Here is a 21,184-nt window from a genome sequence, read left to right on the forward strand (position 1 = left end):
CCCTCGGTGGTCGGCCTTCGAGGCTCACGCATCTTGAGACGCGCGAGGCGGGCCGCTTCTTGAGCTCTTCATATCGTCGATCGAACCATGACGCCAAGATGGCGAAAGGCGCGGTCGCCCGTTCGAAGCGGCGAAGGGTGGTCAGCCCGGGGTGAACATGAACCCGCGGCCGCGCACGGTGACGATCAGGCGCCCTCCATCGGGCATCGCCTCCCCGAGCTTGTGCCTGAGGTAGCCGATATAGACGTCCACGACATTCAGCGACGCTCCGCCATGACCGGCCCACAATGCGGCGAACACGTCCGCGCGGCTCAGCGGCTCGCCGGGATGGCGCATGAGCAGGCTGAGCAGATCGACCTCGCGCTCCGTCAGTCGCGCCTGGCCCTCTTTCGTCGTCACGGTGCGTGTGTCGAGATCGAGATCGAGGGGCGGCACGACGAGGTGGCGCAGATCGGCGCCGTCATTCTCCCGGCGCAGTTCCTGGACCCGTACGCGGGCGAGCAGCTCCTCGAAATTGAACGGCTTCACCAGATAGTCGTCGGCGCCTGCCAGCAGTCCCTCGGTGCGATCCTCGACGCTCGATTTCGCCGACAGCATGATGATCGGCGCGGTCTGGCCGGCGGCGCGCAGCGCCCGGCAGACATCGATCCCCGAGCGGTCCGGCAACATCACGTCCAGGATGATCGCGCGCAGCGGCTTGCCCGTGGCGGCGATCAGCGCCTTGCCGCCGTCGTCGACCAGCTCGACTTCGTAGGATTCCGCCGCGAAGCCCCTGCGCAACACCGACCCGATGTCCGCATCGTCTTCGACAATCAGGATCGTCATCATTGGGCTCCGATGGCGAGCCGCGGCGCATGCGCCGGCAGCCGAATGGTCACGGTGGTGCCGGGCTTCTCGCCCGTCGCAGCGGTGCGGCTCTCGACGCCGATCGCCCCGCCATGGCGTTCGACGACCCATTTTGCGAGCGCGAGACCGATACCGAAGCCGGTGTCGCCATCACTTGCCGCCTTGCCGCGGTAGAAGCGCTCGAAGACGTGCGGCAGGTCCGTCTCCGCTATTCCCTCGCCGTCGTCAGCCACAGAGAGAAACGCGCGGCCGCCCTCCCCGCCGATTCGGAGACCAATCGTCCCGCCTTCGCGCGTGTGGCGGAGCGCGTTGGCGACGAGTCCCTCCAGCACCTGGCGAAGCCAGTCGGCGTCGGCCTCCACGACCGGCTCCGGCCCAGCCTGATCAACCGCGACGGAGACGCCGCGACTGCGCGCGACGCCGGAAACGCTTTCCACGACCGATTCCGCGATCTCGACCAAAGAGACCGGCGCGAACTCGAGCTCAAGCTGCCCGCTTTCGGAGCGGGCCACGCGCAGCAGATCCTCGACGCGCCGGTGCAGCGCGCGCGCGCGGGTGCGGATGGTGGACAGCGCCGACTTCAGGTCTGCGGTGTCCGGCCGGCCGCGCAGGGTCACGTCGGCTTCGCCGAGGATGACGGTGAGCGGCGTACGAAGCTCATGGCTGACGTCGGTGAAGAACCGCCGACGCGCCTGGTCGATATCGGACAGGCGCTCATTGGCGCGGCGAAGCTCGGCCGTCCGCGTGTCCACCGCCTCCTGCAGCCGAAGCTGGGCGGCGAGCAGTTGCGCCTCGCGCCGCGACAGCGACTGAGCCATGCGATTGAAACGCGTCATAAGGAGGCTGAGCTCGTCATGGCCGCGCACGTCGAGCCGCACGCCGGTGCGGCCGCGCGCGATGTCGCCGGCCGCGATCGCGACCTGCGAGATGTGCTTGAGGACAGGACCTGCGATCGTGCGGTAGAGGCCCCAGGCCACCAGCGCCGCGATCAGGAGCGACAGGATGGCGTAAGGCGTAAGCCGGTCTCCAAGCTCCGCCATCGCTTGCTCGGCCTCGCGCGCGTCGCTGCGCTCCTCTTCGATCGCCTGGCCAAGCGCTGGCGAGAACCCACTGGCGAAAGCGTCCAGCGCTGTTTTTACGCGCTCTGGCGCGTCGCCCTCTCCGGCGCGCGCATCACGGATCGCCTGCAGCGTCTGCCGATCGAGAAACTCGAAGCGCGCGCGCATGAATGCGAAGACGCGGCTGCGCGCAGCTATCAGCGTGGATCCCGCCTCATCGCCGCGCCGAGCGACCTCACGGGCAAGTTCCTCGTCCAGTCGCGCAAAGACCTCCTGCACGCGCTTCCGCGGCAGCGACAGGCGATCAGATTGGAGCTCCCGGCTTTGCGTGGTCTGGAGCGCGATGAGCGCGTAATCGCCGACGCGACTCGATATCGTCGAGAGATGTTCAAGGCGACGCTGCGCCGAAGCGAGTTCGCCGACATGCCGGTCCGCAACGATGAAGGTCCACGCCGCCGCGGCGGCGGCTGCGGCGATCGCCACCACCACCGTCGCGACCAGAATGGCGAGTTTCAGCCTAAGGGAGCGAAAGAGACGGCGCGTGATCATCCGCGCCGCCCGGTTCTGGCGGAACGGCGCGAGGCCGATCCGCGCACGACGCTCATTTCTTCAGGGCCTTCCTGGCGTCGGCGACGGCGTCGAGGCACTCGTCATATTCCTTCTCGCCCTTCTCACGCTCTGCGACGCGAAGCGCCGTCTTGAGGGATTCGGTCGTCGCTCTCCCGTGCTCCTTGGCCTGTTCCATGCGGATCATGGCGATGCCGGCGTCGCAGTCGGCTGCGTCGTCAGCGCGGGCAGCTGGGAGCGTGGCGAGAAGGGCGAGCGATGCGAGGAGATAGATGCGCATGGCCGTTCCCTCACTTCGCGACGATCGTGCCGGTCATCCCACGGCTCTCGAGACCCTCGATCCACCATTTGAAGGAGCCGGGACGGATGACCACGAACTCAAGACGGATCGCGCCTTTGTCGTCCCATTCGAGATGGTGCGGCGCACCGGGACCGTGGATCTCCAGGTGATCGATCACGATCTGGTTGATCCAGATGTTCCGGAAGAACTCGGGCGAGAAGAACTTATACTCCTTGCCGCCATTCGAGATGATGTCGATTTGATACGCCTTGCCGGACTCGAGCTCGAAATCCTTCTGGCTGACGGTGTAATCGTCGCCGTTCTCCCCGCCGAGCACGAGATCGGGCAATGTCGTGCGCCCCTTGGCGAGGTCGATCGCTGAGGCCGGCGTGAAGCCGACGCCGACCGCGAGCGCCGCCGCAAAGGCGAGCCTGGCGAATAACCGTTTCAGCATTGAACGCGTCTCCCGGACGGACCGCTTTCGGTCCTTTTTTGTGTCTGAACGGGTGGCTTACGCCGCAGAGCGCCAGCGGCCAACCGTTCTTGCCAAACGAGATACGCCCGTGAGCCGCGATGCCGTACGCAACGGCGCCAAACGCAGCCTCATCAGCGCCGTATGACCTGACGAAGATTAGTTTAGCGGCCGGGTAGCGTCTATATTACGAAGTATTATTCTTCTCTTATAATTTATAACTTAAGTCGACTACCTATTCGCCAGCTCAGTGAGCGAGACGCGCCTCGCGCGCGTCGCCGCACTTCCATCTCGAGATCATGTATCCGGGATGCTCTTCGCTCCACTCCGCGATTGCGGGCACTGCGGAGGCGAGGCACATTCGGGCGTCGCCCAGCGACGCGCCGATCAGCATGCGCTCTTCGTGGCAGACGTCAGGCGAGCCGGAGAGACAAACGAGCAGAACGAGGTTCATGGCTACGCTCCCGATAGCGACAGGTGCGGCACGCGTCGTCGCGCGGCCGCACCGCAGTCGAATCGGAGCGGCGTAATCATGTTACCCTTATTATGCTGCGTCGCAATATGACGGTGCTGCGACGCACCGCCACGCGCGCGCGTGATCTAAAGCCCAAGGGCCTGCGGCGCTTCAGCCCAGGAAATCCCGAATGCGCCCCTTGCCGTTTGCGGGTCGTCCCGACTAGTGTGCGCGCCGCATGTCCACTCGATGCTATCCGGCCAACCGGTTCCTCTCCGGAACGCAGTCGCAACGATAGTCTGGGGCATCGGCCGGCGGCGCTGTTGAGGCGACGCCGGGTTACACCTGCTGAAGCTGGGAGGATGCTTATGGCTAAGATTACCAAGACGCTCATCGGTGAGTCGCTGGTTGGCGACGGCAATGAGGTCGCTCACATCGACCTGATCATCGGACCGCGCGGTTCGTCCGCCGAGTCCGCGTTCGTCAACGCGCTCACCAACAACAAGGACGGCTTCACGTCGCTCCTCGCTGTCGTGGCGCCGAACCTGCTCGCGAAGCCGAACACGATCCTCTTCAACAAGGTCACCATCAAGGACGCCCGTCAGGCCGTCCAGATGTTTGGCCCGGCGCAGTACGGCGTCGCGAAGGCGGTTGTGGACTCGATCGCGGAAGGCGTGATCCCTGAGGACGAAGCCGACGACCTGTTCATCTCGGTCGGCGTGTTCATCCACTGGGAAGCGGCCGACGACGCCAAGATCCAGCAGTACAACTACGAGGCGACCAAGGAAGCCCTCAAGCGCGCCGTCACCGGCGAGCCGAAGGCCAAGGACGTCGTGGCTCAGTCCGCGACCGCCAAGCACCCCTTCGCCTCGAACGCCTAGAGCGGAAACCACCCTGGACAGACCCCGCCTGCAGCAAAGCCTCCAGGCCTGCTCCAGCGGTTGGCCGCTCTTCTCACTGGTAAGTAAGACGGTCGGTTACGGCCCGAGGCGAAATGCTTCGGGTCGCAACCAGTCAGTCACGGGCGCGGCCCGGAGCTCTGCTCCGGGTCGTTTTCGTTTATGAGCTTTGTGGTCTTCAGCCGTTGACGGCGGCGACCGATTGAAGCCGCCCGACCACTAGGTCGCGCACCCGCTCAATCTCGCCAGGGATGCGCCGCGCTTCGCGGGTCAATGGAACCGTGATGTCCCGTGCGATCCGCGCCGGCGGCCCCTCCAGCACGACGATCCGATCCGCAAGGCGGACGGCCTCGCGGCTGTCGTGGGTCACGAACAGCGTCGTCGTCGGCCGCGCCGCGATCAAATCGTTCAGCAGATCGTGGAGCTTTGCCGTATTCGCCTCGTCGAGCGAGACGAAGGGCTCATCCATCAACAGGAGCTCAGGCTCGACCGCGAAACCGCGGGCGAGCGCGACGCGCCTCTGCATGCCGAGAGACAGACGCTCGGGATAGACGTCTTCTGAGCCGGCAAGCCCGACATCGGCAATCGCCGCACGGGCGCGCTTCAGACTGTCCGCCCCTTGGGGCAGCGGCAGCGCCACGTTCTGAAGAACGGTGCGCCATGGCAGCAGGCGGGGGCTTTGGAAGACGTAGCTGATACGTGGCCTTCTGCCGTTCGTGAAGTCGAGCCTGCCCGTAAACGCCTTATCGACGCCCGCGATCATGTTGAGCAGCGTGGTCTTGCCGAGACCCGAGGGGCCGAGCAGCGCGACAAAGGCGCGGTCGGCGATTTCGAGACGGAAGTCCTTGTAAAGCGGCGGATTGGCGCCGCCGCTCGCCCCTGGGAAGGCCTTCTCCCCGATCTCGACCACGAGCCCGGTCATCGACGCCACCTGTTCGCCGCCTGCTCCCAAGGCTGGATAATGCCGAGCTCTATCGCCTGAACGATAAACCCGAAAGCGAACGCATAGGCGAGAATGGTCGCCACGTCGAAGAGCTGAAAGGCGGTCTGAAGTTCGAACCCCACGCCGTTGGGCCGACCCAGAAGCTCGACCACCAAGACGATCTTCCAGACGAGCGCGAGCCCCGACCTGGCGGCGGCCGCAAAGAACGGCGCGAGCTGCGGGAGGATCACGTGACGCAACGTCTTCCATGGACCGAACCCGTAGACGGCGGCCATTTCCGCAAGATCGCGGCTGAGCGACGCCGCGCCCTCACGCAACGTCACTGCGACGTTCGGGATCTTGTTGATCGCCACCGCCGCGACCGCCGCGGATTCGATGAGGCCGAACCAAACGTAGCAGAGGATGATGATGACGAGCGCCGGCAGGTTCAGGAACAGCACCACCCAAGGGCCGATCAGCCGGTCCGCCGTCCGCGACATGCCGAGCAGAATGCCGAGCGCGGACCCGAGCGTCATCGCCAGCAGGAAACTCGCGGCGACGCGCGCGAGCGTCACGAGGAGATTGTAGAACAGGGCGCCTGACTTAGCGGTGACGACCAGGGCGTCTATAACGAGCGGGGGCGTCGGCAGCAGGCGGAAGTCGCCATGCGCCAGCGCGATCACCCACCAGACCGCAACGAAAACGGCGAGCGAAATTGCCGACCACCCAAGCCTGGACGCCAACGTCGCCGCCTCAGACCTTAGGCTGCCAGAAAAGCCCCGGATCGAACCTAGGATTGGCGCCGACGAATTCGGCGCCGCCGAGATCAGTCAGCAGATCGTAGAGCTTCTTCGACGAGTTAAGTTGAGCTTCGCCGAACGGTCCCGGAATGCCGGCCCGGAAATAGTCGCGGAGGCGGACGAACTCCGCGGGGTCGCCAAGCTTCATCGAAGGCTTCAGGCGCTCCCAGGCGGCGTCGGACGTCTTGAGCACGTCGTTCGCGGCGGCGACGGCGCGGAAGAAGCCGGCGAGCGCATCGCCGGACTTCTGCTCGACCGACTCCCTCCAGACGAACCCCACGAGAGAAGGCTGCGGCGTCAGGCCGAGCCTAGCCATGATCTCTGAGACGTCGATCAGCCGCTTGTATCCCTGCGCGTCCAACCGAGCCGCGAAGTTCCAAAACGTCAGGGCGGCGTCGATCCGACCAAGGCGCAATTGTTCGGAGAGCAGCGGGGGCGCTCCGAACACCGGCTCGACCATGGTCGCGATGTCGCCATCGACCTCCTTGTGAGCATAGGCGCGGAACAGCAGCCAGCTCTTGTCGAGCGGTCCGCCCGCCACGCCGACGCGCTTGCCCTTGAGGTCGGCGAGCGAGCGGATCGCGGAATCCTTGCCGACCATCAGTGCGCCTAGAGCGCCTGAATAGGGCGCAAAGCGGAATGGCTCGCCATCGATCCGGCGGCGCATCGCCCAGGGCCAGTCGCTGACCGCCAGATCGGCGTCGCCAGCCTGGAGCGCGACCGTCAGCGCCTGAGTGGACGCCAGTTCGGTCCGCTCGAACGCCGTGTTCTCGCGCGCGTCGAGCCCTTCCGCCTTCACCGTGTCCAGCAGCCAGTTGACAGTGCCGAACTTCAGGGTGGCGATCCGTAGCGAGGACGACGCGCGGGCAGGCATAACGGTAGCCGCAAGCCCCGCGGCGGCGAGCCCGAGCACGTCGCGGCGGTGGAGCATCGTCATCACAGGTCTTCCCTAGTCAGGTATTCCGTCGGAGCGAGATCAGAGGTCAGCGACACTGCATGCGCCGCGTAGGCGGCCTTCACTGCCGCGAGGACAGCGGGCGCAGAGGCAGTGAGGTCATTGACGCCGCCCCATCCAATTGTTCTTGGCGGCGTTCGTAAACCGACCGCCGCGCTTGTTGCCGTCTCCGGGCACAAGTTCGCAGCCCTAATTAGGTAATTCAAGCAATCGCCAGAACTTATTATCTTCTTATGGCTTGCTTTGGCCATCTTTCCCTAGGCATAGCGGAACCTACCTGCGACTTATTGCCGAAGTGGGAGACCCGGGATCGGATGGCGGCCTCCCTGTCTTTTCGCGATGATCGCCGACGCTAAAACAAAGGAGCGGGTAAACCGCTCTCGGGAGACGTCCATGATCGACACGTTCGCTACGGCGAAAGCCGCGCAGCCGTGAAGGTTCTTCCTTTTCTTGCCATTGCCGCCGCGCTCATCGCGACGCCAGCTGCGCCCCGCGCGCAGGACGCCACGCCACCTTCCTCTGTTCCTGGTCCCGCGCCTAAGAGCGCCGCCGCAGCAATGGAGTTTCCTTTCGGCGTCATCCGGCAGTTCCCGGCCAACCCGCCGTGGTGGAACAACATCGTCACGTTGCCGCCCGACGATGACGGGGTAGCCGGCGCTGCGCTGGGGATCACCGACAACAATACGACTGGCCGCTTCGTCAAACAGGACTACAAGATCGTCGGCGAGGAGCTCGTTCCCAACGACGAAGACCCGATGCCAGCGTTTAACCGTCTGCTCGAGGCAGGCGCGAAATACATCGTCGCCGCCGTTCCGGCCGACGCCTTGCTCAAGATGGCGGATGCGGTAAAGGACAAGGGCGTCATCCTCTTCAACGCCTCCGCAACGGATGACCGACTTCGCCAAGCAGATTGCCGTTCAGACATCCTCCACACGGCGCCCAGCCGGGCGATGCTGACAGACGCGCTCGCCCAATATCTCGTCACCAAGCGCTGGGGGAAATGGCTTCTGCTGACAGGCCGCCATCCGGATGACAAGCTTTACGCTGATGCCGTGAAGCGCTCGGCTAAGAAGTTCGGCGCGAAGATTGTCGAGGAGAAGACCTGGGACTTCGGCCCCGACGCCCGCGAGACCGGCAACAACGTCATCCCTGTCTTCACCCAGAGCTCGGCTTATGACGTCATCGTCATAGCGGACGAGCTGGGCGAGTTCGGCCCGTTGATAGGCTATCGCAGTTGGGATGCGCGTCCGACGGCCGGAACCGCAGGCCTCATCGCGACGACCTGGAGCGTGACAGTCACCGGCTGGGGCGCCGAGCAGATCCAGAACCGCTTCTTCCGCCAGTCGAAGCGCGGGATGCGCCCGCTCGATTTTCAGATGTGGCTCGCGATGCGCACGATCGGCGAAACGGCCGCGCGGACCCGCAGCAACGATCCCAAGGCGCTTCGCGACTACATCTTCGGACCGCGATTCGAACTTGCCGGTTTCAAGGGCGGCTCGTTCTCCTACCGACCTTGGGATAACCAGCTTCGCCAGCCGATCGTGCTTACGACGGCCGAGGCGCTGGTTGCGGCCTCGCCCCAGGAAGGCTTTCTTCACCAGACGAACCCGCTCGACACGATCGGTTTCGACAAGCCCGAGAGCCAGTGCCGGTTCCCCGGCCAGTGATCCCGCCGAGCTTGCTCCGGCGTATGGGCGACAGATCCTCCAGGAGAGATCGATGAATCCTTCGATTCGACGCCGCGTCCTCCTCCCGCTTGTCCGCGCCGGCGCTGTCGCCGCCGGTCTGACCGCCGCGTTCGCGCCCGGCGCTGCGTTCGCCGGCAAGGTCTTCGTGACCAATGAGCGCGACCACACCATGACCGTGATCGACAGCGACTCGCTGAAGACGCTGGAGACGGTCAAGACAGGCCGGCGTCCGCGCGGCCTCACCGCAAGCCCGGACGGCAAGTTGATCTACGTCTGCGCGAGCGATGACAACCGCGTCGAGGTCTACGATTCCTCGACGTACAAGATGCTGCGGACGCTGCCCTCCGGTCCCGATCCGGAGCTCTTCGTGCTGCATCCTTCAGGAAACCCCCTCTACATCGCGAACGAGGACGACGCGCTCGTCACGATCGTCGACACCGACACCGGCAAGGTTCAGGGTGAGATCCCTGTCGGCGTCGAGCCGGAGGGCATGGGCATCAGCCCCGACGGCAAGGTGCTGGTGAACACGTCCGAAACCACCAGCATGGCGCATTTCATCGACACCTCGACCAAACAGATCGTGGAAAACGTCCTCGTCGACAGCCGGCCGCGCTACGCCGAGTTCACGCCCGACGGAAAGACCGTCTGGGTCTCCGCCGAGGTCGGAGGCACGGTCTCCGTGATCGACATCGCCGGTCATCAGGTCGTGAAGCGCCTCACGTTCCAGATCCCCGGCGTGACCGAAGACGCGATCCAGCCGGTCGGCATCCGCATCACCAAGGACGGCTCCACCGCGTTCGTCGCCCTCGGACCGGCGAACCGCGTGGCCGTCGTCGACACGAAGACCTACGAGGTGAAGAAATATCTGCTTGTCGGCCAGCGGGTCTGGCAGCTCGCCTTCTCGCCCGACGAGAAGACGCTTTACTCCAGCAACGGCAACTCCAACGACATCTCGGTCATCGACGTCGCTTCCGAAAAGGTGACGAAGTCAGTGACCACAGGCCGTTCGCCCTGGGGCGTCGTGGCGGTTCCCTAAGCCGCTCGACGGGAACGCTGCATCGCCTTACATGGGCTGCTCGAAGAACGGCGCGTGACGCCGCGATGAGGCGACAATGAACGCCGACACGCCGACATCTGCTGGACTGCCGGAAGCCTCACTCGTGGTGAAGGGCGTCACTCACGCCTTCGGACCGAAGAAGGCGCTCGACGACGTTTCGCTGGAGGCGCCGAGCAGCGCCTTTACGGCGCTCGTCGGGCAGAACGGCGCGGGCAAGACCACGCTGTTCTCGTTGATCACGCGGCTTTACGACAATCGCTCCGGATCCATCCGCGTGCTCGGCCATGACGTGCGGCGACAGCCCGCAGAAGCCCTGTCGCGCATGGGAGTGGTGTTCCAGTCGCGCACGCTCGATCTCGAACTCAGCGTGATGCAGAACCTGCTCTACCACGCGGCGCTCCACGGCATCGGACGCTCGGCGGCGAAACGCGCCGCCGCGACGGCGCTCTCGCGGGTCGGGCTCGAGTCGCGCGCCAAGGATCGGGTGCGCGCGCTTTCCGGCGGCCAAATGCGCCGCGTGGAAATTGCCCGCGCCCTGCTGCACGGGCCGAGCCTGCTGCTGCTCGACGAGCCCACCACCGGCCTGGACATCGGCTCGCGCCGACAGCTCCTCGAGGAGGTTCGCAGGCTGATCGCCGAAGACGGCATCGGCGTGCTTTGGGCAACTCACCTCGTCGATGAGATCGAGGTCGCCGACCGGGTCGTCGCGCTACACAAGGGCCGCGTGATGGCGAGCGGATCAGTGGGCGAAATCAGGGCGCGCGGGAAGTCCGAAGACGTCGGCGCGGCCTTCCTCCGGATCATCGGCGAGGACGACGAGGCCCTTTCGAGGGTGAGCGCATGAGCGTGACCACCGGCTCAGCCGCGCCAGGCGGCGTCAGTGCGCGCGGCTATCTGATCTGCCTGCTAGGCGTGGTTTGGCGCGAGGGCTTGCGCTTTCTTCACCAGCGCGGTCGTTTCCTTTCCGCGCTCGTGAGGCCTCTGGTCTGGCTGTTCATATTCGCGGCCGGTTTCCGCGCGACGCTCGGCGTCTCGATCATCCCGCCTTACGAGACCTACATCCTCTATGAGGTCTATATCGCGCCTGGCCTGATCGCGATGATCCAGCTGTTCAACGGGCTGCAGTCCTCGTTGTCGATGGTCTACGACCGCGAGGTCGGCGCGATGCGCATCCTGCTGGTCAGCCCATACCCGCGCTGGTTCCTGCTGGTCTCGAAGCTCGTGGCCGGCATCGCGGTATCGCTGCTGCAGGTCTACGCCTTCCTGCTGGTCGCCTATTTCTGGGACGTCCAGCCAGACAACCCGATCGGCTATCTTACCGTTCTGCCGGCGCTGGTCCTCACGGGCTTCATGCTCGGCGCCATGGGCCTCGCGATGTCGTCGGTGTTCAAGCAGCTCGAGAACTTCGCGAGCGTGATGAACTTCGTGATCTTCCCGATGTTCTTCGCTTCCTCCGCGCTTTATCCGCTCTGGCGGGTGCAGCAGGCGAGCGAGCCGCTTTACGCGATCTGCCGGTTCAACCCGTTCACCCACGCCGTTGAGCTCATCCGGTTCGCGCTTTACGGCCAGGTCGAGTGGACCTCGCTCACGGTCGTGCTGTGCTGCTCCGCGGTCTTCCTCGGCGCCGCCGTTTTCGCCTATGACCCGTCGGTCGGGTTGACGGGCAGACGCGGCGGGCCGGACGCGGCGCGTTGAACGGCCGTCGGACGACAAGAAGGAGAATTCGGATGATCCGCTTCGCCGGGCCCGCAGCCCTCGCCATGCTTGTCGCCGTCGCCGCGCCAGCCTTTGCGCAAGCGCCGAACCCGGCTCCAGCCGGCGCGGAGACGGCGCAGGCCGGACCGAAGACTCCCCTGCCCTCCCGCGACACGCCGCGCGCGGCCCAGCCCGGACCGAAGAGCGCGCCGAAAGATCCGGATTGGCCGTGCGTCCAACCGAAGGTGGCGACGCTTGGCTATGGCCAGATGTGGGCCGGCCCCGCGCTCGACGATGCGATCAAATCCTGGCGCGGCGATGAGGCGCGCGAAGATCTCGTCGCCCTTTTGATCGCGCGCCGCACGCCGATCGAGCAGGCCAAGGCCGCGATTGGCGATTATGCGGCGAAAGCGGGCCTCGACGCGAACCAGAAGCTCACGCTCCTGTTCGCTGGCGTCTTCGACGAGATCAACGATCAGCGCTCGCGCGTCGTCACCGGCATCGAGCGCTTCGCGCGCAAGCAGCGGACGCTCGCCGACCGGATCAAGACGGAGAGCATCCGCATCTCCCAAACGCAGCGCGACATGGCGGCCCAGATGTCTGAGGACGGGCAAAAAGAACAGCAGACACTCGATTGGGACACCCGCATCTATGACGAGCGATCGCAATCGCTTACCTATGTCTGCGAAACGCCCGTCATTCTGGAGCAGCGCGCGTTCGACCTTGCCCGCGAGATTCAGGGGCGGATGAACTGACGACCCGACGCCCTCTACCGCTGGTCGACCGGCGCGCCGCGCTTGCCGCGGTCGCGGGCGCGGCGCTGTATCCTGCTCTAGCCGCGGCGCAGATCGCGAGCCTCGAGATTTTCACGGTCACCGAGGCCGGAGACGGCGACGACCAGCTTGCGCGCGCGATCGCCGAGGGCCTGAACACGACGCGTTTGCTGCCGAACTCCGGCGCTGTTGGAGTTCCGGGCGATGGCGGCGAGAAGGGCCTCGTCCAATTCGTGTCCGGGGCCCGGCCCCGTCCAGGCTTGCTGGTGCTCGGCCTCGGCAGCCTCGGTCCGCTGGTGCTTCGCAAGGCCGATCGCGGTCTGGATGGCTGCCGTCCGCTCGCGCTTCTTGTGGGCGAGGCGCAGCCGATCGTGGTGCTCGACAAATCACCGATCCGCACCTTCGAAGATCTCAAGCGGACGATGCGCGAGGATCCTGGCAGGCTTCGATGGGCGGGGCGATCTGCCGGCGGCGCCGACCATCAACTTGTGCTGCAGGCGGCGATCGCCATGGGCGCCGACCCGACGCGCGTCAATTACATAGCCGGCGACGAAAGGACTGAGGCCTCGATCAAGCTGATGCGCGGCGAGGCTGACGTGGCGACTGCGGACCTAGGCGACCTCTCTGCGCAAATTCGCGGCGGCGTTGTGCGGCCGCTTGCGATCTCGTCGGCGCAGCGCGCCGCTAATTTCGATATTCCCACTTTCCATGAGCAGGGCGTTCCGCTCACATTCGTGAATTGGCGAGGCGTGTTCGCCCGACGGCGAATCGAGCAGGCGTTCTTCGAGCGCTTCGAAGAGGCCATGCGGACACTGTCGCAGTTGAGCGGCTGGCGACAACTGTCGGCAGCACGGAACTGGCTCGACATCTATGCGCCGGAGGCGGATTTCGCCCGCCTCGTAGCGGCAGAGCGCGCCCGTCTCAAGGCGCTCTTCGAGACCGCCCAAATCGGCTGAGGGGCCGCGCGGCGCTGCTGCGCCGCGCAAGCTCCGAGCGCTTGTTACTGACTGACAGGAAGCGGCTTGTCCTGCTCGTCGAGCAGAGGGACGTTGTAGGATGCGAGGATCGCGTTGATTTCGCCCTGGTGCTTCACGATGAACTCGTTCAGCCGGTGCTTCCAGTTGTCCTCGCCCGGACGGATGCCGAAGGTCAGGCGGTAGGACATCGGCGGCCCGTTCTTCTCCTTCACGAGCGGGACGGTCGTCAGGTCGCCCGCCTGCTGCGCGAAGTAACCGCCGATCGGGCCCCAGAGGATTCCCGCATCGATGTCGCCCGACTTGATATCCTTGATCATCTCCTCCGCGGGCGATTCATAACGACGATCGACGGTCAACGAGTATGGCTTCGCTTTTGGCATCAGGCCGTAGCGGACCATGTAGCTCGCGGCCGGCGTGCCTGCGATGACGCCGACGCGCTTGTCCTTGAGCTTCGGATCGCCGAGTTCGTCGATTCCGTCGAGGGGTCCGCCCTTCTTGACGATCAGGATGGCCGTCGACCGGAAATAGGCGTTGGTGTTCAGGTAAGGGTCGGCGCCCGAGGGCACGCCGAACACCACGTCGCACTTCCTCTCGCCGAGCGTGCGGCGGTAGAAGCCAGTCGCCTGCGGAAACCAAGTATAGACGAGCGGCACGTCGAGATCCTTGGCGAGCAGTTCGGCAATCTTGTTTTCGAAGCCTTCGCCCTTCTCGTTAGACAGCGGCATGTCGGCCGGATCCGCGCAGACGCGCAGCGTCGCCCGGTTCACAAGGTCGGAGGTCTGCGCTTCGGCGGAGCCCGCCATCGCCGCCAAGCCGACAGCGACCGCGACGCCGAGGCAAAGCTTGCCGGCGTGGCGTCCAAGATGGTTGGTCATCAGGTTCATCCCTTTCGATCCCCTCCCCGCTCTATCAGCGCTTATTCGATTGCGGCCGGTCGGACGTCGCCGACGGCGGTGTGTCGTTTGGCGGGCTCGGAGCTTTGTAGGTCTTAGCGCCTACGAGCCCGTTATAGCGCTCTCGACAGATCCTCACAGCGTCTCCCCTGCAGGAGCGTCTTTGCTTTGGGGCGCGGTCGAACTTTGCGTAGCCCCGTAAAGCAGACGGCCCGGCCATCGGAAAACCGATAGCCGGGCCGCTTCAGTTCAGGTGACCAGACCCGAAGGTCTAGTCATGCGTCGGATTACGACTGCGGCAGCGAGAAGACAGTCAGCTGACCGCCAAGCGCCGTGTACTGCGAGAGAGCAGCGTAGCCGCCGACCGCGCCGAGGCCGTCCGTCGAGTTGGTCAGACCGGCTGCGAGGCCGATGCCGGCCCAACCGCCGACGCCCGAGAGCACCGCGACGTACTGCTTGCCCTTGTGCTCATAGGTCATGACGTTGCCGATGATGCCCGACGGGGTCTTGAACTTGTAGAGCTCCTTGCCCGTCTTGGCGTCGACAGCCTTCAGATAGCCTTCGAGCGTGCCGTAGAACACGACGCCGCCGGCCGTGGCGAGCGCGCCGGACCACACGGAGAACTGCTCCTTGTTGGACCAGACGATCTTACCCTTCTTGCCGTCCCAGGCGATGAAGTTGCCCATGCCGCCGTGGCTGTTCGGCGCGGGGTACATCGAGAGGGTCGCGCCGACATAGGGCTGACCGGCGGTATACGAGACGCGGAACGGCTCGTAGTCCATGCAGACGTGGTTGGTCGGCACGTAGAACAGCTCGGTGTCCGGGGAGTAAGCCGCGGGCTGCTGATCCTTGGTGCCGAGAGCCGCCGGGCAGATGCCCTGCGAGTTCACGTCTTCGCCGTTCTGCTCGGTCGAGTACTTGGCGACGACCAGCGGACGACCATAGGTCTTGGACGACTTGTCCATGTCGACCTTGGTGGCCCAGTTCACCACCGGATCGTACTTCTCGGCGACGAGCAGAGCGCCCGTCTCGCGGTTCAGCGTGTAGCCGAAGCCGTTGCGATCGAAGTGCGTCAGGAGCGGCTGGTCTTTGCCGTCAACCTTCTGATCCGTGAGGATCATCTCGTTGATGCCGTCATAGTCCCACTCGTCGTGGGGGGTCATCTGATAGACCCACTTGGCGGCGCCGGTGTCGACGTCACGAGCCCAAATGGTCATCGACCACTTGTTGTCGCCGGGACGCTGCTTGGGGTTCCAGGTCGAGGGGTTGCCCGAGCCGTAATACATCAGGTTCAACTTGGGGTCGTAGGAGTACCAGCCCCAGGTCGAGCCGCCGCCCTGCTTCCACTGGTCGCCTTCCCAGGTCTTGAGCGACGAGTTCTCGCCCACAGGCTTGCCGAGCTCCATGGTCTTGTTGGGATCGATCAGCGTGTCGCTGTCCGGGCCCATCGAGTAACCGCGCCAAGCGAGCTTGCCGTCGGCGATGTTGTAGGCCGTCACCGAACCGCGGATGCCGAACTCGCCGCCCGAGATACCGACGATGACCTTGTCCTTGACCGGCAGAACGGTCGCGGTGTTGGTCTCGCCCTTCTTCGGGTCGCCGTTCACGACCGACCACTTCTTCTGACCCGACTTGGCGTCGAGCGCGACGAGCGTCGTATCCGCCTGATGCAGGAAGATGATGCCGTCGGCGTAAGCGAGACCACGGTTGACGGTGTCGCAGCACATCACCGGGATCACGGACGGATCCTGCTTCGGCTCATAGCGCCAAACGATCTTGCCGCCGTCGTTCAGGTCGAGCGCGTACACGTTGTTCGGAAACGGCGTGTGCACGTACATCAGATCGCCGACGACGAGAGGAGCGCCCTCGTGGCCGCGCAGAACGCCGGTCGAGAAGGTCCAGGAGACCTGAAGCTTCTTGACGTTCTCTTTGGTGATCTCGTCGAGCTTCGAATAACGGGTGTTGGCGTAGTCGCCCGTCTGAATGACCCACTGCTTCGGGTCCTTGATCAGCTTCGCGAGATCGTCATTCGCCAGAGCCGGGAGGCTCAGGGCGGCGGAGGCCAACAGGCCAGCCGCGATTGCGACGTTGCGCATTCTTATTTCTCCCTCTGGAACGCAGTCCTTAGTCAGCCCCGACGCCAATACCCCCAGGGCAACGTACTTATTATTGGACTTGCGTCTTCCGCCACGTGTCACGAACCGCCGGACGGGGCCCCAGAACCGGCTTGCGCCGCTTTCCCCGCCGACGACCCTCCGAACCGCCCTAATCCTTAGGGATTCGAGCGTTGGAGCCGAAGACTGGGCGGACCGTAGACCGCGTAAATTCACTACGCAACAACGACTTTAAGACATAAGGGAGTTATTATGAAAATGCTGCGAACGCACACTTATTATATTGCGCCGCACTACTGCCACTCCAGCTCCTTGTATGCCTCAATCGCATTGCGGCCGTTGAAATCGTCGAACAAAGCCCAGCCGTCGCGCTCTGAAATTCCGGCCTTCTCGGAGGCCTCGCGCATGTCGGCGCCCTGATCGATCAGCGCCTTCACGTCGGTCCGAAGCCTGTCGAGATAGCGCTGCTGCGGCGCGAGCGCGTCGGGCCAGGAGGCGGAGGCCGGGCCATGACCGGGCACGACGCGCGCGACGCCACGGGACGCCATCCGCTTCATCACGGCGAGCCAGCCTTCGATCGAGCCGTCAATGGCGGGCACGTGCCCCATGAACAGAAGGTCGCCGGTGAACCAGGTCCCCGTGTTCTTGTCGAAGATGGTGAGATCGTTGTCCGTGTGAGCCTTTGGCTCGGCCTCCAGTTCGATGGAGCGACCGCCGAGGTCCAGCGTCGTCCGGTCTTTCACGTCGATGTCGGGAAGGACGATGTCTCCGATCGATTCATCGAAGGCGTCGCCCATCTGGCGTTTTGCGGCCTCGATGTAGGACGGCGCGCGGGCCTGCAGCGCCTCGCGGAATCGGGCATGAGCCACGAACTGGGTCCCTTGCGCCTTGAAGGCGATATCGCCGAGCGTGTGGTCGGGGTGCATGTGGGTGTTCACGACATAGCGGATCGGCAGCCGGGTCTTCGCGCGCACCGCCGCCAGCAATCGCTCTCCGGACTGCCGGCTGTTGCCGGCGTCGATCACCGCGACGGCTGTCTCGCCGACAATGAAGCCGACGTTCGATATTGCCCCCTGATTGCCGGGCGCGAGCAGTTGGTAGGGCGCCTGGTAGACGAACACACCTGGAGCGACCTCCGAAACCGGCAGAGGCTCGGCGGCGCCAGCCGAGCTCACTCCGCCGATCAAAGCTGCGATGACGGCCACGAGCCCGGTCCGAACGGAACGAACGATGCGCAATGGATCCTCCGGCGTCATGTCCCGGTGCGGCCGGGATCGGTCAGGCGCGCGCGGCGTTGCGGCTTATTGGCGGCCGCACGTCCTCCAAATTAGAAATGGGACGTCAGGCGGTAAGAGCGTCTTTCGGGGCGCCCGCCCATCTGGGTCCGCATTGGAATGCCTAAGCTGCGCTGATAGCGTTCGCCGCCAAGTCCCTATCCCGAGAGCGCCTCCAAGCCGAATGCCCTTGACCAAACCTTACGTCGTGAAATTGGGCGGAAGCTTGCTCGCCTCGCCCGCGCTCGACGCACTGCTCGGCACAGCGGCCGCGCATGGGGCGATCGTGGTCCCCGGCGGCGGCCCGTTTGCGGACGCCGTGCGGATCGCGCAGGCCGAGCGGGGCTTCGGCGAAGCGGCGGCGCACGCCATGGCGATTCTTGCGATGGAGCAGACCGCTTTCCTTCTGGCTGACCGGGCGCCGGCCTTCGCCCTCTGCGCGACGCGAGAGGGCTTCGCGAACGCGGCGGGGCGACCGACGATCTGGTGTCCCGCCGCCATGGCGCTGGACGCCGACCTTCCGAGGTCGTGGGACGTGACCTCCGACAGTCTCGCGCTCTGGCTTGCGACGGCGTTGGGAGCGCCAGGCCTGGTCCTCGTCAAGTCCGCTCGCGTCTCGGGTGGCGACCCCACGCTCTGGGCTGCGGCGGGGCTGGTCGACCGGACCTTCCCGTCGCTCGCGGCCCACTATCGTGGCGAAATCGTCTGCGTCGGTGAGGCCGATATCTCGAAGCTCGACGCGGCTCTTTCATCGTCCACGAAGGCTGCGGCGTGAGCGCGGAAAAGGTCGCCCTGCTGACGGGCTCGCTCGCCGCCGACCGACTCGAACGCATGGCGGCGGACCTGCGGGGCGAGAGTCTCGATCCCGTGGTCGTTAATGTTGGGGTCAAGGTCGCAGCGCTGATGACCGCCGAAATCGTCGAGCGGCGGGTGACGTTGCCCGACGCCGTGGCGCGCGCCGTCATGCCCGGCCGCTTCCGCGGCGATCTCGCGCGTCTGAGCGAACGGTTCGGCGTACCGTTCGAGCGGGGCCCTGAAGAGCTTGCCGACCTGCCCGCCTATTTCGGCCGAGGCGGGCTGGAGCCGGACCTCTCGCGCCACGACTGCCTGATCTTCGCGGAGATCGTCGACGCCACGACCCTGTCGGTGGACGAGATCGTGACGCGCGCGAAGAGCCTTCGAGCCGAGGGCGCCGACGTCATCGACCTCGGCTGCATGCCGGATACCGAATTCGGCCATCTCGAGGAGGCGATCTCGGCGCTTCACGCGGCCGGCCTCAAGGTCAGCGTCGACTCCGCCAACCCCGCCGAGCTTTCGCGCGCGACGCGCGGCGGAGCGGACTATCTGCTCAGCCTGAGCGAGACGACGCTCGGGATCGTCGACGAAGGCGGAGCGGCGCCGATTCTGGTGCCGGCTTCGCCGGGCGATCTCGAGTCGCTGATCCGCGCCGTCGACGCGATGGAGGCGAAGGGGCGACCCTATTTCGCCGATCCCGTGCTCGACCCGATCCACTTTGGGTTCACCGCTTCGATCGTGCGATATGCCGAATTGCGTAAAGCCAGATCCCAAGCGCCGATCCTCATGGGAATCGGCAATCTGACGGAGCTGACCGACGCCGACACCACGGGCATCAACGCGATGCTCATGGGCATGATCTCCGAGCTTCACATCACCGCCGTGCTCGCGGTCCAGGTCAGCCCGCATTGCCGCACGGCGGTCCGCGAGTTCGACCGCGCCCGGCGCGAATATTTCGCGGCGCGCGAGGCGAACAGCCTGCCGCAGGGGTTCGGCGGCGGATTGATGGCCCTGCGCGATCGCAAGCCTGTCGCCTCGACAGCGGCCGAAGTCGAGACCCTTGCAGCCCAAATTCGCGATCCGAACTATCGGATCGAGGTGAGCGAAGCCGGCGTCCATGTCTTCAACCGCGACGGCCACCGGCTCGCCGTCGATCCGTTCGACCATTTTCCACATCTCGCGGTCGAGGGCGACGCCGGCCACGCCTTCTATCTCGGCGTCGAGACCGCCCGAGCCGAGATCGCCTTCAGGCTCGGCAAGCGCTACGCGCAGGACGAAGGCCTGAAATTCGGGGTGGCGGGCGAGACCGCCGAGAGCCTCGAAACGGCTCACAAGATGGAGTTCAAGGAAGCGGGCTCGACGCTCGCGACCAAGCGAAAGACGAAGGCCGACCCTCTATGATCCGCGAAACGATCGTCACCACGATCTCGTCGTCCGGCGCGCCCCACGTCGCCCCGATGGGCGCGACGCTCACTGACGACGGCTGGCTGCTGCAGCCGTTTCGACCCTCGACGACGCTCGACAACTTTCTCGCGACCGGTTGTGGAGTCGTGAACTTCACCGACGACGCCCGTGTGTTCGCGGGCTGCGTGACGAAGCGGCGGACGGAATGGCCGACTACCCCCGTCTCCCAGGTGCCCTCCGTCCGGCTGAAGGCGGCGCTCGCCCATCATGAGGTGACGGTCGAACGCGTCGAGGACGACAGCCGGCGCCCTCGCCTCCACTGCCGGGTGGTATCGGAGAGCAACCATCGCGCGTTCCTCGGCCTCAATCGGGCTGTCGCGGCCGTCGTCGAAGGCGCGGTGCTGGTCAGCAGGCTGTCGATGCTGCCGCCGGAGCGCATCGAGGCGGAGTTCGGCTACCTCCAGATCGCGATCGACCGCACCGCGGGGCCGGTGGAGCTCGAAGCCTGGGGATGGCTGCTCGACGCCGTCCGCGCTCATCGTGAAAAGGCTGCGTCGTGACCGGATTTCTGGCGAGCGTCGCCAGCCTCGAGGAGACGGCGCTGGTTCGCGCCGGCGGCGCGGACATCGTCGACCTAAAAGATCCAAGTCGAGGAGCGCTCGGCGCCTGGGACGTGGATTCGCTGCGCGAGGCGGTCGAACTCTGGCGGACCTGGTCGTCGCCGAAGCCGATGCTCAGCGCCACGATCGGCGACCAGCCCATGCAGGCCAACGCGGTGCGCAATGCGGCGGAATCGGTCGCGGCCGCCGGCGTTCCTATCGTGAAGCTCGGGGTGTTCGCAGACGGCGACGCGCGAGCGTGCTTCGCGGCGTTGGCGTCCCTTACCTCCCGCGCCAAGCTGATTGCCGTATTCTTCGGCGATCTCCGCCCGGATGCGGCGCTTCTTGATTCGGTCGCAGAGGCGGGCTTTTACGGCGCAATGCTCGACACTGCGGACAAGGCGGCAGGGGGACTTCGCCGTCACATGGATCAGGCCGCCATCGGCCGCTTCGTCTCGCGCGCAAAGACGCTCGGCCTACTGACGGGGCTCGCCGGCTCGCTCACGCTGGAGGATGTGCCGGCGCTGACCCAGCTTGCGCCCGACTATCTCGGGTTTCGCGGCGCGCTTTGCTCAGGCGGGCGCGCGGGCCGGATCGATATCGGCCAAGTCGAGCGCATCTCGGCCGCGGTGAAGGAAAGCCGCCGCGCCGCTTGAGGCCTC

Annotated in this window: 23 protein-coding genes; 11 read left to right on the forward strand and 12 right to left on the reverse strand. The window is 65.4% G+C overall.

The features are described from left to right. Nucleotides 1-141: 141 nt before the first annotated feature. The 5 genes from EYR15_RS06605 to EYR15_RS06625 all read right to left on the reverse strand — a co-directional run bounded on the left by EYR15_RS06605 (nt 142) and on the right by EYR15_RS06625 (nt 3,677). Entirely contained in the window at nt 142-825 is a 684-nt protein-coding gene (locus EYR15_RS06605; protein ID WP_131002263.1) for a response regulator transcription factor, read from the reverse strand. Next, nucleotides 825-2,453 carry a sensor histidine kinase gene (locus tag EYR15_RS06610; RefSeq protein WP_165455441.1) on the reverse strand — a complete coding sequence of 543 codons (1,629 nt, stop codon included), beginning with the start codon at nt 2,451-2,453 and terminating at the stop codon, nt 825-827. The genes EYR15_RS06605 and EYR15_RS06610 overlap by 1 nt, the downstream gene beginning before the upstream one ends. Nucleotides 2,454-2,505: 52 nt before the next feature. Continuing rightward, nucleotides 2,506-2,751 carry a histidine kinase gene (locus EYR15_RS06615; RefSeq protein ID WP_131002265.1) on the reverse strand — a complete coding sequence of 82 codons (246 nt, stop codon included), beginning with the start codon at nt 2,749-2,751 and terminating at the stop codon, nt 2,506-2,508. A 10-nt stretch (nt 2,752-2,761) separates the two neighbouring features. Then, nucleotides 2,762-3,205 (reverse strand): cupredoxin domain-containing protein, encoded by a 444-nt coding sequence (locus tag EYR15_RS06620; RefSeq protein ID WP_131002267.1) that lies wholly within the window; start codon nt 3,203-3,205, stop codon nt 2,762-2,764. A gap of 265 nt (nt 3,206-3,470) precedes the next feature. Next, nucleotides 3,471-3,677: a hypothetical protein gene (locus EYR15_RS06625; protein ID WP_131002269.1), complete on the reverse strand. Its 207-nt coding sequence runs from the start codon at nt 3,675-3,677 to the stop codon at nt 3,471-3,473. A 368-nt stretch (nt 3,678-4,045) separates the two neighbouring features. Between EYR15_RS06625 and fae the strand changes: the two genes are divergently transcribed. Next, nucleotides 4,046-4,558, forward strand: coding sequence for a formaldehyde-activating enzyme (fae, locus tag EYR15_RS06630; RefSeq protein WP_131002271.1), 513 nt, complete (start codon nt 4,046-4,048; stop codon nt 4,556-4,558). Nucleotides 4,559-4,754: 196 nt separating this feature from the next. Here fae and EYR15_RS06635 read toward each other — a convergent pair whose 3' ends face one another. The 3 genes from EYR15_RS06635 to EYR15_RS06645 are packed head-to-tail and all read right to left on the reverse strand — an operon-like array spanning nt 4,755 to nt 7,235. Beyond that, nucleotides 4,755-5,498, reverse strand: coding sequence for an ABC transporter ATP-binding protein (locus EYR15_RS06635; protein ID WP_245498193.1), 744 nt, complete (start codon nt 5,496-5,498; stop codon nt 4,755-4,757). After that, nucleotides 5,495-6,241 carry an ABC transporter permease gene (locus EYR15_RS06640; RefSeq protein WP_131002274.1) on the reverse strand — a complete coding sequence of 249 codons (747 nt, stop codon included), beginning with the start codon at nt 6,239-6,241 and terminating at the stop codon, nt 5,495-5,497. The genes EYR15_RS06635 and EYR15_RS06640 overlap by 4 nt, the downstream gene beginning before the upstream one ends. A 10-nt stretch (nt 6,242-6,251) precedes the next feature. Beyond that, nucleotides 6,252-7,235: an ABC transporter substrate-binding protein gene (locus tag EYR15_RS06645; RefSeq protein WP_131002276.1), complete on the reverse strand. Its 984-nt coding sequence runs from the start codon at nt 7,233-7,235 to the stop codon at nt 6,252-6,254. Between the two features lie 575 nt (nt 7,236-7,810). Here EYR15_RS06645 and EYR15_RS06650 point away from each other — a divergent pair. The 5 genes from EYR15_RS06650 (at nt 7,811) to EYR15_RS06675 (ending at nt 12,448) form a co-directional block, all read left to right on the forward strand. Then, nucleotides 7,811-8,920: an ABC transporter substrate-binding protein gene (locus EYR15_RS06650; RefSeq protein WP_131002278.1), complete on the forward strand. Its 1,110-nt coding sequence runs from the start codon at nt 7,811-7,813 to the stop codon at nt 8,918-8,920. A 52-nt stretch (nt 8,921-8,972) separates the two neighbouring features. Next, nucleotides 8,973-9,977 carry a PQQ-dependent catabolism-associated beta-propeller protein gene (locus EYR15_RS06655; protein ID WP_131002280.1) on the forward strand — a complete coding sequence of 335 codons (1,005 nt, stop codon included), beginning with the start codon at nt 8,973-8,975 and terminating at the stop codon, nt 9,975-9,977. A 76-nt stretch (nt 9,978-10,053) separates the two neighbouring features. After that, nucleotides 10,054-10,842, forward strand: a complete 789-nt coding sequence (locus tag EYR15_RS06660) for an ATP-binding cassette domain-containing protein (protein WP_131002282.1) — start codon at nt 10,054-10,056, stop codon at nt 10,840-10,842. After that, the gene (locus EYR15_RS06665) at nt 10,839-11,693 is read left to right on the forward strand and encodes an ABC transporter permease (RefSeq protein ID WP_131002284.1); all 855 of its coding nucleotides are present in this window, start codon (nt 10,839-10,841) and stop codon (nt 11,691-11,693) included. The genes EYR15_RS06660 and EYR15_RS06665 overlap by 4 nt, the downstream gene beginning before the upstream one ends. Before the next feature lie 32 nt (nt 11,694-11,725). Then, on the forward strand, nt 11,726-12,448 hold the full coding sequence (locus EYR15_RS06675) for a hypothetical protein (protein ID WP_165455443.1): 723 nt from the start codon (nt 11,726-11,728) through the stop codon (nt 12,446-12,448). Nucleotides 12,449-12,525: 77 nt separating this feature from the next. Here EYR15_RS06675 and EYR15_RS16975 read toward each other — a convergent pair whose 3' ends face one another. Further along, nucleotides 12,526-12,696, reverse strand: a complete 171-nt coding sequence (locus EYR15_RS16975) for a hypothetical protein (RefSeq protein WP_165455444.1) — start codon at nt 12,694-12,696, stop codon at nt 12,526-12,528. A 3-nt stretch (nt 12,697-12,699) separates the two neighbouring features. Between EYR15_RS16975 and EYR15_RS06680 the strand changes: the two genes are divergently transcribed. Next, nucleotides 12,700-13,422 carry a Bug family tripartite tricarboxylate transporter substrate binding protein gene (locus EYR15_RS06680; protein WP_165455445.1) on the forward strand — a complete coding sequence of 241 codons (723 nt, stop codon included), beginning with the start codon at nt 12,700-12,702 and terminating at the stop codon, nt 13,420-13,422. Nucleotides 13,423-13,466: 44 nt separating this feature from the next. Here EYR15_RS06680 and EYR15_RS06685 read toward each other — a convergent pair whose 3' ends face one another. The 3 genes from EYR15_RS06685 to EYR15_RS06695 all read right to left on the reverse strand — a co-directional run bounded on the left by EYR15_RS06685 (nt 13,467) and on the right by EYR15_RS06695 (nt 17,655). Continuing rightward, the gene (locus tag EYR15_RS06685; protein ID WP_205741587.1) at nt 13,467-14,318 is read right to left on the reverse strand and encodes a substrate-binding domain-containing protein; all 852 of its coding nucleotides are present in this window, start codon (nt 14,316-14,318) and stop codon (nt 13,467-13,469) included. A gap of 305 nt (nt 14,319-14,623) precedes the next feature. Then, nucleotides 14,624-16,432: a lanthanide-dependent methanol dehydrogenase XoxF5 gene (gene xoxF5, locus EYR15_RS06690; protein ID WP_131002292.1), complete on the reverse strand. Its 1,809-nt coding sequence runs from the start codon at nt 16,430-16,432 to the stop codon at nt 14,624-14,626. A gap of 311 nt (nt 16,433-16,743) precedes the next feature. Further along, nucleotides 16,744-17,655, reverse strand: coding sequence for a quinoprotein relay system zinc metallohydrolase 2 (locus tag EYR15_RS06695; RefSeq protein ID WP_245498184.1), 912 nt, complete (start codon nt 17,653-17,655; stop codon nt 16,744-16,746). Nucleotides 17,656-17,908: 253 nt separating this feature from the next. On the opposite strand from EYR15_RS06695, the gene EYR15_RS06700 reads away from it, so the two are divergent. Genes EYR15_RS06700 through EYR15_RS06715 form a run of 4 tightly spaced genes read left to right on the forward strand, consistent with a single transcriptional unit; the run spans nt 17,909 to nt 21,178 of the window. Further along, on the forward strand, nt 17,909-18,499 hold the full coding sequence (locus EYR15_RS06700) for an amino acid kinase family protein (protein ID WP_131002296.1): 591 nt from the start codon (nt 17,909-17,911) through the stop codon (nt 18,497-18,499). After that, nucleotides 18,496-19,920: a DUF6513 domain-containing protein gene (locus EYR15_RS06705; RefSeq protein WP_131002298.1), complete on the forward strand. Its 1,425-nt coding sequence runs from the start codon at nt 18,496-18,498 to the stop codon at nt 19,918-19,920. Before EYR15_RS06700 ends, EYR15_RS06705 begins: the two co-directional genes overlap by 4 nt. After that, on the forward strand, nt 19,917-20,483 hold the full coding sequence (locus EYR15_RS06710; RefSeq protein ID WP_131002299.1) for a DUF447 domain-containing protein: 567 nt from the start codon (nt 19,917-19,919) through the stop codon (nt 20,481-20,483). The genes EYR15_RS06705 and EYR15_RS06710 overlap by 4 nt, the downstream gene beginning before the upstream one ends. Next, nucleotides 20,480-21,178 (forward strand): (5-formylfuran-3-yl)methyl phosphate synthase, encoded by a 699-nt coding sequence (locus EYR15_RS06715; protein ID WP_131002301.1) that lies wholly within the window; start codon nt 20,480-20,482, stop codon nt 21,176-21,178. The genes EYR15_RS06710 and EYR15_RS06715 overlap by 4 nt, the downstream gene beginning before the upstream one ends. Nucleotides 21,179-21,184: the final 6 nt, after the last annotated feature.

The sequence above is a fragment of the Hansschlegelia quercus genome (assembly GCF_004310425.1).
GTDB lineage: Bacteria > Pseudomonadota > Alphaproteobacteria > Rhizobiales > Methylopilaceae > Methylopila > Methylopila quercus.

Bases quoted from the DNA above. Each gene is read 5' to 3' on its own strand.
- fae (WP_131002271.1), top strand. From the start codon at position 4,046: ATGGCTAAGATTACCAAGACGCTCATCGGTGAGTCGCTGGTTGGCGAC.
- EYR15_RS06700 (WP_131002296.1), top strand. From the start codon at position 17,909: ATGCCCTTGACCAAACCTTACGTCGTGAAATTGGGCGGAAGCTTGCTC.
- EYR15_RS06710 (WP_131002299.1), top strand. From the start codon at position 19,917: ATGATCCGCGAAACGATCGTCACCACGATCTCGTCGTCCGGCGCGCCC.
- EYR15_RS06675 (WP_165455443.1), top strand. From the start codon at position 11,726: ATGATCCGCTTCGCCGGGCCCGCAGCCCTCGCCATGCTTGTCGCCGTC.
- EYR15_RS06605 (WP_131002263.1), bottom strand. From the start codon at position 825: ATGACGATCCTGATTGTCGAAGACGATGCGGACATCGGGTCGGTGTTG.
- EYR15_RS06645 (WP_131002276.1), bottom strand. From the start codon at position 7,235: ATGACGATGCTCCACCGCCGCGACGTGCTCGGGCTCGCCGCCGCGGGG.
- EYR15_RS06660 (WP_131002282.1), top strand. From the start codon at position 10,054: ATGAACGCCGACACGCCGACATCTGCTGGACTGCCGGAAGCCTCACTC.
- EYR15_RS06665 (WP_131002284.1), top strand. From the start codon at position 10,839: ATGAGCGTGACCACCGGCTCAGCCGCGCCAGGCGGCGTCAGTGCGCGC.
- EYR15_RS06650 (WP_131002278.1), top strand. From the start codon at position 7,811: ATGGAGTTTCCTTTCGGCGTCATCCGGCAGTTCCCGGCCAACCCGCCG.
- EYR15_RS06685 (WP_205741587.1), bottom strand. From the start codon at position 14,318: ATGACCAACCATCTTGGACGCCACGCCGGCAAGCTTTGCCTCGGCGTC.
- EYR15_RS06635 (WP_245498193.1), bottom strand. From the start codon at position 5,498: ATGACCGGGCTCGTGGTCGAGATCGGGGAGAAGGCCTTCCCAGGGGCG.
- EYR15_RS06610 (WP_165455441.1), bottom strand. From the start codon at position 2,453: ATGATCACGCGCCGTCTCTTTCGCTCCCTTAGGCTGAAACTCGCCATT.
- xoxF5 (WP_131002292.1), bottom strand. From the start codon at position 16,432: ATGCGCAACGTCGCAATCGCGGCTGGCCTGTTGGCCTCCGCCGCCCTG.
- EYR15_RS06655 (WP_131002280.1), top strand. From the start codon at position 8,973: ATGAATCCTTCGATTCGACGCCGCGTCCTCCTCCCGCTTGTCCGCGCC.
- EYR15_RS06615 (WP_131002265.1), bottom strand. From the start codon at position 2,751: ATGCGCATCTATCTCCTCGCATCGCTCGCCCTTCTCGCCACGCTCCCA.
- EYR15_RS06625 (WP_131002269.1), bottom strand. From the start codon at position 3,677: ATGAACCTCGTTCTGCTCGTTTGTCTCTCCGGCTCGCCTGACGTCTGC.
- EYR15_RS06620 (WP_131002267.1), bottom strand. From the start codon at position 3,205: ATGCTGAAACGGTTATTCGCCAGGCTCGCCTTTGCGGCGGCGCTCGCG.